8 protein-coding genes are annotated in these 7,082 nt (G+C 72.5%); 2 read left to right on the top strand and 6 right to left on the bottom strand.

Annotation, left to right across the window (positions count from 1 at the left end; translation table 11 throughout):
* Positions 1-875, top strand: an 875-nt coding sequence (locus Q0L54_RS09385) for an FAD-dependent oxidoreductase (RefSeq protein ID WP_296667532.1), incomplete at its 5' end; no start/stop codon positions are given.
* 91 nt (positions 876-966) lie between these two features.
* Here Q0L54_RS09385 and Q0L54_RS09390 read toward each other — a convergent pair.
* From Q0L54_RS09390 to Q0L54_RS09405, 4 genes are all read right to left on the bottom strand, one after another.
* Positions 967-1,356 (bottom strand): cupredoxin domain-containing protein, encoded by a 390-nt coding sequence (locus tag Q0L54_RS09390; protein ID WP_296667533.1) that lies wholly within the window; start codon positions 1,354-1,356, stop codon positions 967-969.
* A gap of 47 nt (positions 1,357-1,403) precedes the next feature.
* Positions 1,404-2,303, bottom strand: a complete 900-nt coding sequence (gene efeU, locus Q0L54_RS09395) for an iron uptake transporter permease EfeU (protein ID WP_296667535.1) — start codon at positions 2,301-2,303, stop codon at positions 1,404-1,406.
* A gap of 175 nt (positions 2,304-2,478) precedes the next feature.
* Positions 2,479-4,257, bottom strand: coding sequence for a biotin carboxylase N-terminal domain-containing protein (locus Q0L54_RS09400; RefSeq protein WP_296667537.1), 1,779 nt, complete (start codon positions 4,255-4,257; stop codon positions 2,479-2,481).
* Positions 4,258-4,440: 183 nt separating this feature from the next.
* The gene (locus Q0L54_RS09405) at positions 4,441-5,091 is read right to left on the bottom strand and encodes a nucleoside triphosphate pyrophosphatase (RefSeq protein WP_296667539.1); all 651 of its coding nucleotides are present in this window, start codon (positions 5,089-5,091) and stop codon (positions 4,441-4,443) included.
* 119 nt (positions 5,092-5,210) lie between these two features.
* Here Q0L54_RS09405 and Q0L54_RS09410 point away from each other — a divergent pair, with 119 nt between their 5' ends.
* Entirely contained in the window at positions 5,211-5,660 is a 450-nt protein-coding gene (locus Q0L54_RS09410) for a MarR family transcriptional regulator (RefSeq protein WP_296667541.1), read from the top strand.
* Positions 5,661-5,702: 42 nt separating this feature from the next.
* Here Q0L54_RS09410 and Q0L54_RS09415 read toward each other — a convergent pair whose 3' ends face one another.
* The gene (locus tag Q0L54_RS09415; protein ID WP_296667543.1) at positions 5,703-6,155 is read right to left on the bottom strand and encodes a DUF427 domain-containing protein; all 453 of its coding nucleotides are present in this window, start codon (positions 6,153-6,155) and stop codon (positions 5,703-5,705) included.
* Between the two features lie 220 nt (positions 6,156-6,375).
* Positions 6,376-6,981, bottom strand: a complete 606-nt coding sequence (locus tag Q0L54_RS09420) for a YdcF family protein (RefSeq protein ID WP_296667545.1) — start codon at positions 6,979-6,981, stop codon at positions 6,376-6,378.
* Positions 6,982-7,082: the final 101 nt, after the last annotated feature.

Here is a 7,082-nt window from a genome sequence, read left to right on the forward strand (position 1 = left end):
AGCTCCCCGAGCACCTCATCGTGGTGGGATCGGGGGTCACCGGCGCCGAGTTCGCCGGCGCCTACGGACTGCTGGGCGCGCGGGTGACGCTGGTGGCGTCGGGGGACCGGGTGCTGTCCCGGGAGGATCCCGACGCCTCCGCACACCTCACCGAGGTGTTCCGGGCCCGTGGCATGAGATTGGTGGGCGGGCGCGCCGCCTCGGTTCGCAACACCGGCGCCGGCGTCGAGGTGGTGCTCGAGGACGGGACGATGCTCGAGGGCAGCCACGCGCTGATGGCCGTGGGATCGGTGCCCAACACGGAGGGGATCGGGCTCGAGGAGGCCGGCGTCGAGCTCGACGACCGTGGACTCATCCGCGTCGACAAGGTGAGCCGCACCACCGCCAGGGGCGTGTACGCGGCGGGAGACTGCACCGGCGTGCTCCCCCTGGCCTCCGTCGCGGCCACCCAGGGCCGGATCGCGATGGCCCACGTGCTGGGCGACGCCGTGTCTCCCCTCGACCTGGGCCTGGTGGCCTCCAACGTGTTCACGGTGCCGGAGATCGCGGCCGTGGGTGCAAGCGAGGCGGAGCTCAAGGCGCGCGGCCTCTTCTACGAGGTCTCGCGGCTCGACCTCAAGCGCAACCCGCGGGCGAAGATGCTCGGCATCGACGAGGGCTTCGTCAAGATCTTCGGGCACACGGTGACCGGTCAGGTCTTCGGTGCCGTGGTGGTGGGCCCGCGCGCGAGCGAGCACATCTACCCGCTCTCGCTCGCGGTCGCGCATCACCTCACGGTGGACGATGTGGCGAACGCCTTCACCGTCTACCCGTCGCTCAGCGGGACCATCTCCGAGGCCGCGCGTCGCCTCCACCGCATGAAGGATCCCGACTGACGGACGCCGCCGCGTCTTCGCGACGCCGCGATGAACGGCATCCGCGGGCGCCGGGCGCGAGGCGTACGGCTCGGTGGCCGCGGAGCCGCCCCTAGTCCGTGACCGTGAACGTCGCCCGGATGCCGTCGCCCGTCATGCCGGGCTTGCAGGCCGTGACGTAGTCGCCCGCCGCGGCCTCGACCACCACCTGGCGGGTGATGCCGGGGCCCACGTTCTCGACCTCCGCGATGATCGTGGTGCCGTCGGCCGCATACACGTAGAACTCGGTGGCGTCGGTGCCGTCGTTGGTGACGTCGAACACCACGGTTCCGGACGGTGCCTCGGTCGAGGACAGCTCGCACTCGTCAGCGGTGGACCGCACCGCGACGGCCGTGTCGGTGCTGGCGGCGTTGGGCGCGCAGGCGCTCAGCAGCAGAACGCCCAGCACGAGAGTCAGGGTGGCGGGGACGGCCGAACGGCGTCGGGGCATAGGGCGAGTCATGGGGATCCTTGAGGAAGCGTGTCGGACGGGGGAACGAGGGTGGCGGTTCAGGCGTCCGCGGCGGCCAGGTCCCGCTGCGGCTCGGTCGCCGGGACCTGCGAGGGGGCCTGCGAGGGGACCTGCGAGGAACGCGGCGCGGGCGGCCCGGAATGGAACGCCATCCGCACGAACAGCCACATGACCGGCACCACGTAGGCGAACCATGCGACCGCCTGAAGCACCGTGGTCTGCGCGGAGAAGTTGAAGACGCCCTTGAGGATCGTGCCGTGGACCGAGCCCGGCGGCACGGCGGCGCTCGCGTCGAAGGCGAGGTTGTCCAGGCCGGGCAGCACGCCGGCCTCCTGGAGGTCGTGAATACCGTAGGCGAGGACGCCGCCGGCCACGATGATCAGGAACACTCCGGTCCACTGGAAGAACACCCGCAGGTTGAGCCGCACGGCGCCCTTGAAGATCAGCCACCCGAGCGCGACGGCGGTGGCGATGCCCAGCGACGCGCCCGCGATGGGGGCGAGCGACGAGCCGGCCGAGGTGATCCCGGCCCACAGGAACAGCGCGGTCTCGAGGCCCTCGCGGCCCACCGCCAGCAGGGCCATCGCGATGATCGCGCCCTTGCCCACGGCGATGGCGTTCTCGAGCGCGTTCTCGAGGTTGCCCTTGAGGTAGCGGGCGGTCTTGCCCATCCAGAAGATCATCCAGGTGATGAGCCCCACGGCGGCGATGCTGAGCACGCCGCCGATGATCTCCTGCGCCTCGAAGCTGAGGCCCTGGGGGCCCAACGTCAGCAGCGCGCCCACCCCGATCGAGACGCCGGCGGCGAGGCCCACGCCGAACCACACCTGGCGCAGCAGCGCCCTGCGGTCCGTGCGCACCAGGTACGCGACCAGGATGCCGACGACGAGTGCGGCCTCGAGGCCCTCGCGGAGCCCGATGAGGAAGTTGGCGAGCATCGTGGACCTTTCGGTGGGGACTAAGGCAAGCCTTACTAGTGCTGAGGCGAGCGTAGGTCCCCGCCCGAGGCGGTGTCAAATATACGTCACGTAGGAGTTGCGTAATTGCGCCGGGCTACAGCAAAGTCCCTGGCAGGCGGACGATGCGGTGGTCGCGGGCCGCGACCGAATGCTGCTAGGCCTCGGCGTCGACGATCTCGCAGATCGCGGTGCCGGCGGAGACGCCGCCACCCACGGCCGCCGTCAGTGCGCGGACTACGCCGCTGCGGTGTGCGGTCAGCGGCTGCTCCATCTTCATCGCCTCGAGGACCACCACCAGGTCGCCCTCGGCGACCACCGCGCCCTCGACCACGGCGACCTTGACGATCGTGCCCTGCATGGGCGACGCGAGGGTGGTGCCGCTCGACGTCCGGGCGGCGCCCGACCCGGCGCGGCGCCCCGGCCGCTTGCCGGTCTGACGCGCGCCGGCGCGGCCCGCCTGAGCCAGCGACGCGGGCAGCACCACCTCGAGCCGCTTTCCGCCCACCTCGACGATCACGCGCTCCGTCGCCTCCGCCCCGGAGTCGTCCGCACCGGATGTCGACGGGGCGAGCCCGGCCACCGTCTCGGCGAAGTCGGACTCGATCCAGGTGGTGAAGATGCGGAAACCGTCGACGGCCGTGAACTCCGGTGCGTTGAGCACGGCGCGGTGGAACGGCAGCACCGTGGGGATGCCCTCCACCGTCATCTCGGCGAGCGCGCGGCGGGCCCGCGCGAGCGCCTGGTCGCGGGTGGCGCCGGTGACGATCACCTTCGCGATCATCGAGTCGAAGTTGCCCGACACGGTGTCGCCCTGGGCGACACCGGCGTCGACGCGCACCCCGGGTCCCGACGGGAAGCGCAGCCGCGCGAGTCGCCCAGGCGCCGGCATGAACCCGTGTGCGGGGTCCTCGCCGTTGATGCGGAACTCGATGGAGTGTCCACGCGTCACGGGAGCGAGGTCCGCGATCGACTCCCCGGCGGCGATGCGGAACTGCTCGAGGACCAGATCGACCCCGGTGACCTCCTCGGTGACCGGGTGCTCGACCTGGAGGCGCGTGTTGACCTCGAGGAAGCTGATGGTCCCGTCGAGGCCCACCAGGAACTCGCAGGTGCCGGCACCCTGGTAGCCGGCCTCACGCAGGATCGCCTCGCTGGAGTGGATGAGGCGGGCGTTCTGATCGTCGGTGAGGAACGGTGCGGGCGCCTCCTCGACCAGCTTCTGGTGGCGGCGCTGGAGCGAGCAGTCGCGGGTCGACACCACCACGACGTTGCCGTGAGCGTCCGCGAGGCACTGCGTCTCGACGTGGCGGGGCCGGTCGAGGAATCGCTCCACGAAGCACTCGCCGCGACCGAACGCGGCGACGGCCTCGCGGGTGGCGGAATCGAACAGCTCGGGGATCTCCTCGAGAGTGCGGGCCACCTTCAGGCCTCGTCCGCCGCCGCCGAAGGCCGCCTTGATCGCGACAGGGAGGCCGTGCTCCTGTGCGAACGCCACCACCTCCTCGGCCGTCTCGACCGGATCGGGGGTGCCGGGCACCAGCGGCGCGCCCGCGCGCTGAGCGATGTGGCGCGCGCTGACCTTGTCGCCCAAGCCCTCGATCGCGTCCGGTGAGGGGCCGATCCAGGTGAGGCCCGCGGCGATCACCGCGCGGGCGAAGTCGGCGTTCTCGGCGAGGAAGCCGTAGCCGGGGTGCACCGCCTGGGCGCCGCCCCGCCGCGCCGCGTCGATGATCTTGCCGATGTCGAGGTAGGTCTCGCGGGCGGTGCTGCCGCCCAGCGCGTAGGCCTCGTCGGCGAGGGAGACGTGGGGGGCGTCGCGGTCCGGCTCGGCGTACACGGCGATCGAGCGCAGACCCGCATCGGCGCATGCGCGGATGATGCGGACCGCGATCTCGCCGCGGTTCGCGATCAGGACGGAGGAGAAGGCAGTCACTCCGAAACCGTAGCGCGGGGGTCCGCGTCAGGTCGTATCTGGGAGGGCGCGTATCGCAAGTCTGTGTGCGGCGCTAAGGCCGGACGTCCCGGGTTGTAGGGGGTCCACAAAGAATGGGAGGACGATGCGGGGTGGTGGCCGCCGGGGTTGTGCCGGTTCTACAAACGGGGACAGGGGCAGGGTTCAGGCGCGCAGATCGTGGAAGAGGACTCCGAGCTCGCCCAGCAGCGTGCGCAGCAGCGGCAGGCTCACCCCGACCACCCCGTGGTAGTCACCCTCGATGGCCTCGACGTACGGCCCTCCCAGCCCGTCGACCGTGAAGGCGCCGGCGACCTTGAGCGGCTCGCCGGTCGCCACGTAGGCGTCGATCTCGGCGTCCGAGAGGCGCGCGAAGCGCACCACTGTCGAGGAGGTCGCGCCCAGGGTGCCGCCCGTGCCGCCCGTGCCGCTGTCCCGGTCGTCGACCAGCCAGTGACCCGTGTGCAGGACGCCTCGGTGCCCGCGCATCGTCCTCCAGCGATCGATCGCCGTGGCAGCGTCGGCGGGCTTGCCCAGGATCTCGCCGTCCAGCTCGAGCATCGAGTCGCACCCGAGCACGATCGCGTCTCGCCGTGCGGCGGCCGCCACGGCCTCGGCCTTGGCCCGCGCCAGCACCAGCACCGCGTCGGCGGCCGCGAGCGGTCCCCAACCCGCCGCGGCGTGCTGCCGGCGCGCCACGTCGAGTGCAGCGTCCTCGTCCACGTCGCTGACGACCACGACCGGCTCCACCCCGGCCGAGCGCAGGGTCGCGAGGCGGGCGGGGGACTGGGAGGCAAGCACGAACGGGACCGGCATGCGGCGAGCCTAACCGGCGCCCTCGGGCGCGGCGACGCGCCGCCTCGGGGGCGGTCGGATGGGCCGTTGTGCATGGATATAGTGGATTTCGCACCATTGACCGTGGGACGGGGGCCGGAATGGGCGGTAGGGACGCGCTGCTGGACTCCGCGTGCGACGAGCTCCTCGTGTTCCTGCGCAAGTCCGTTCCCCGCACCGCGGAGACCGTCTCGAGCCTGGGCCTGACGCTGCATCAGTTCCGGGCGCTCGTGATCCTGAGCGCCGAGGACGGCTGCACCACCACGGACCTCGCCGACGCCGTGGGCGTGCATCCGTCCGTCGCCACCGGGATCGTGCACCGCATGGTGCATCGGGGCCTGTTCGACCGCCACGAGGACGCCGACGATCGCCGCATCCGCAGGCTGAGCCTCACGCCCATGGGCCGGGAGCTTGCGGAACAGGTGGTGGGCACCGCCCGCGTCCAGCGCAGGGCTCAGCTCGACGCGCTCGACGAGGCACAGCTCACGCAGTTGCGGGGAATCCTTGAGACGCTCGTCGCCGGCATGGACCGCACGCGGGCCCACGCCTGACGGCTACCCGGAGTACGGGCAGCCCGCGCACGCGGGGTGGGCTCACCAGCCGCGAGTGCCCGGCGCGCCCTTGAACGGGCCCACGATGCGCGTCGTGATCCAGCCGCCGTAGAAGTCGCCCTCCTGCGGTCGCACGGTCTCGCCCGCCACCGTGCAGCGGTCCATGCGGCCGGGGTAGACCGCGACCATGTCGGCGATCACCTCGAAGCCCTCCGACGGGTGCGGGTAGTACCACCCGGCGCGGGGTGCGGTGACGCCGCCGCCCGTGACGTCCAGGTAGCTCGCGTGACCCTTGAATTCGCAGAACGATGAGCCCTGCGCGGGCGACAGCGCGCCGTCGACGAATGCGGTGCGCGGCAGGTAGTAGGTGGGCGGGTGGCTCGTCTCCAGCACCCGGACCGCGTGGACGGTGCTCGCGATGCGCACACCGCCCAGTTCGATGGTGACCAGCTCGTCGGTGGGCTCGACTCGCGGCGGTCGGGGGTAGTCCCACACCGACTCCTGTCCCGGACCCGCCGGGTCGCGATGGGACGGTCTCACGGCGTGGCCGCGCTCGCTCCGTGGGTGCCGCGCACGGTCCCCACCACGGCCCCCGACTGAGCGGAGGACATCGCCGAGCCCAGCGACCACGTGGACGTCATGAGTCCAGCATCCCCCGATCGGCGCCGCTGCGCCATCCCTGCCGCCTGCCCAGGTCAGTGCGGCGCGGTGCGTTTCAGTGCGGGGCGCGGTGCGGCGCGGCGGCGTCTCGGGCGATCTCCAGCGCGGCCTTCCACGTCGCGGGCAGCTCCCGCGCGTAGCCGATCGCGGTGTGCCGGCGCGCCAGGATCGCGGGGTGCGCGCCCTGCGTGGCGAGGCCCACGCTGCCGCACAGCCACATCGCGCGGGGCAGGTGGAACTCCTGTGTGCAGACGATGACGCTGGTGAGCCCCAGCGACTCGCGGGCGTTGCGGGCGGAGGCCCGCGTGTCGTGACCCGAACCGTCGAGCACCAGGGCCTCCTGCGGCACGCCCAGCCGCAGGGCGGTGCGCGCCATCGCATCGGTCTCGTCGAGGCCCTCGCGGTTGCTGCCCGCGCCCGTGAGCACCAGCCGCGGCACCAGGCCGCGATGGTAGAGCGTCGCGGCCGTCTCGACGCGCTCGCGTAGGAAGCGGGACGGGCGGCCGTCGGGCCACACGCGGGCGCCCAGCACCAGGGCGGCGTCGGCCGGTCGCAGCAGGTCGCTGTCGGGACGATGCCGGCGGCCGGCGGTGATGGCCCTCGCGTAGACCTGGGGCGCGGCCAGCGCGGTGGTGGCGAGGCCGGCGAGGCGTCGCATCATCGCAGCGAGTGGCGCCAGGCCTCGTTGCCGCGCCCGAGCGGCGCGCCCTGCCGTCGCCCGCGCAGCGTGCGGGAGCGGTCCATCCACGCGGACCGCGGGCT

This window comes from Demequina sp., from assembly GCF_024642165.1.
Taxonomy (GTDB): Bacteria; Actinomycetota; Actinomycetes; order Actinomycetales; family Demequinaceae; genus Demequina.